Genomic DNA, 2621 nt, shown 5'->3' with positions numbered 1-2621 from the left:
CTTCCCTTCTAGTGGTCGTCGCAACACCCCAGCTCGGGGAGTGCGATGGACTTCGAGATCCGCAAGGTCAGGACCCCGCAGGGGCCCAAGAAGTTGGCCACGGAACGGGAGGCATACTTCCGACTCATGGATCAAGGGTTTAGCCACAACACGGCCTGCCAGATCGTTGGGATCAACTCCCGTACGGGAAGAAGGTGGCGGAACGGCTACAACCCGACCGCCGGCAAGAAAGGGGCGCCGCCCGTCAGAGGACAGGTGGCGCCCCAGGTCGGCCCGTCCCGCTACCTGCGCGAGGAAGACCGCATCCACATCGCCGACCGGGTACGGGAGAAAGTCTCGATCCGCGAGATCGCACGCGAACTTGGCCGTGCGCCGTCCACCATCAGCCGGGAGGTTCGCCGCAACCGTCATCCCACCAACGGCCAGTACCGGCCGCACGCCGCCCAGGCCCGCGCCGACGCGCGCCGGCCGCGCCCCAAGCCGAGCAAGATCGGACAGAACCCGGAGCTACGGGCATACATTCAGGACCACCTGCACAAACGCTGGAGTCCGGAGCAGATCGTCCAGAGCCTGCGCAGGGCCTTTCCCGAGCGGGCGGAGATGCAGGTGTGCCACGAGACCATCTACCAGGCACTCTACGTTCAGGGCCGCGGGGAGCTGCGCCGCGAGCTGGCCCGGGCGCTGCGCACCGGCCGCGCGATACGCAAGCCCCGCCGCCTGGCCCAGCAACGCCAGCCCCGCTACAGCACACCCATGGTGATGATCAGCGAACGGCCGGCCGAGGCCGACGACCGCGCCGTTCCCGGCCACTGGGAAGGCGACTGCATCATCGGCAAGAACAGCGGCTCGGCCATCGGCACCCTGGTCGAGCGCACCACGCGCTACGTGATGCTCGTCCACCTGCCCATCGACCGCAGCGCCGAGCGCATGCGTGACGCCCTGGTGGAGACCATGGCCACGCTGCCTACCCATCTCAAGCGCTCGCTGACCTGGGACCAGGGCAGCGAGATGGGTGCCCATAACGAGTTCTCCATGGCAACCGGCATGCCCGTCTACTTCTGTGACCCGGCCAGTCCGTGGCAGCGCGGCAGCAACGAGAACACGAACGGTCTGCTGCGCCAGTACTTTCCCAAGGGCATCGACCTGTCGGTCCATACCCGCGAACACCTTGACACCGTCGCCGCTGAACTCAACGCCCGGCCACGCAAAACGCTCGACTGGGACACCCCGGCCGAGCGTCTCGCTACGCTGCTCATCGCCAGCAAGTAGAGCTGCTCTGTTCCGACCACCTCGGCAACTGCCGATGAGGGGCTTGAGCAAAAACAGCGGCTCCGGTTTCAGGCCGCAGTTCACAGCGGGCGGTGATAGTCGGGACCTTCGGGTGCCTGGGGGAGCTCATCGAGTGGTGTGCCGCTGATGAACACTGACCGCAGCCAGTGGGTGCTCTCCCAGTTCCAAGCCCACAAGGTAGTGCTGAACTCCTCGGTGGTGTGGGGCACGTAGAGGCCGGTGAGCAAGCCGGCGAAGGTGAGATGGACCGCGTCGTAGTTGTCGGCCACCGCGCTCCAGGTGGGGGCCGGGCCGTTGTCGATGCCAGCGGCATCGCGGAGACTCTCGTCGAGGCCTGGATGGGTCGCCGCATCCCCGTAGCGCTGGACGAGGCGGTGCCAGTCCGCAGCGGAGTCGACCTCGTAGACGCGGGCCGTGGCAGACACGCTCAGGCGCACCTGACGCACCGGGTAAACAGGTGCCCAGTCACTGATGCCGGACGATATCTCCGCGTGCGCGCCGGAGCGGATCGGCTCATCGCGCGCCACGGGCAGTTCGGTGGATGTGACGATGCTTCGCAAGGGCTTTTGCGCGTATATCTCCCAGGCATCGTTCGGCCCTTGCGGGGTTTGCAGGTCCAGGGGATCGCGCTGTGGGTCGTCCTGGCCGGTGAGGAGCAGCTGGGCGCGGCGGTCCAGCGATGCTGACCACCAGGCGTTACGCGGATCGGTGACAACTGCGGTGACTAGATCGCGCAGTGGCTGAGCCAGCGCGAGAACCCGGACCCGGTTCGCCGCCGCCTGCCCGGTCCACGGATTGAGGTCGCGCTGTGCGGTGCTCGCCAAGACGGTCGCGGTGGCCGGCTCAGCGAGTCGCTCGACACTGAGCCCGAGACGGTCGGCAAGGACGAACATCGCCGCTGCCACGGGCGCCTGCATAAAGTCGTCGACGCGGGTATCCAGAGTAGGCACACCCAAGTATGTCCCTAACGATCTCCTGGTCAGCGCCATGCGGGTGATCAATACCTTGAAGACGCACCCAATCACCGCTCTCCGCGAGAGCATCACGGAGTTTGTGCCAGGCCCGAATCCCATCGACATCTTTCAAGTCACCGGTGCCGCTCGAACGCGTCAACAAGCGTTGCTGCTACTGGCCGACACAACCACACGCCGGAACGGCCAGTGGCGGTAGCACCAGCTTTGAAGACTCGCTACTACCACTGACCGTTCGCCTGCTGCTCAAGCTCCTAAACGGCGAGCGGCGCTCGGCGGGGGTACTCCAACCGAGCGTCTCGCTTATGCTTCTCCTGCCAGCAGCTGATCACCGTGTTGCGACGACCCCTGGAATTCGCC

At 66.1% G+C, this 2621-nt stretch carries 2 protein-coding genes; one reads left to right on the top strand and one right to left on the bottom strand.

The annotated features are described in order from the left end of the window. The first annotated feature begins 126 nt into the window (after positions 1 to 126). Positions 127 to 1269: an IS30 family transposase gene (locus tag ABZU75_RS46175; RefSeq protein WP_355569865.1), complete on the top strand. Its 1143-nt coding sequence runs from the start codon at positions 127 to 129 to the stop codon at positions 1267 to 1269. An 80-nt stretch (positions 1270 to 1349) separates the two neighbouring features. Here the strand turns inward: ABZU75_RS46175 and ABZU75_RS46170 are convergent, their stop codons facing one another. After that, positions 1350 to 2240 carry a hypothetical protein gene (locus ABZU75_RS46170; protein ID WP_355569862.1) on the bottom strand — a complete coding sequence of 297 codons (891 nt, stop codon included), beginning with the start codon at positions 2238 to 2240 and terminating at the stop codon, positions 1350 to 1352. Positions 2241 to 2621 lie beyond the last annotated feature (381 nt).

The sequence above is a fragment of the Streptosporangium sp. NPDC005286 genome (genome assembly GCF_040607515.1).
GTDB lineage: Bacteria > Actinomycetota > Actinomycetes > Streptosporangiales > Streptosporangiaceae > Streptosporangium.
The sequence above is the reverse complement of the archived record's forward strand: the minus strand, read 5'-3'. Positions and strand labels throughout refer to the sequence as shown.

What these genes read in the sequence shown, in the direction of transcription:
- ABZU75_RS46175 (WP_355569865.1), top strand. Translation starts at nt 127, where the DNA reads ATGGATCAAGGGTTTAGCCACAACACGGCCTGCCAGATCGTTGGGATC.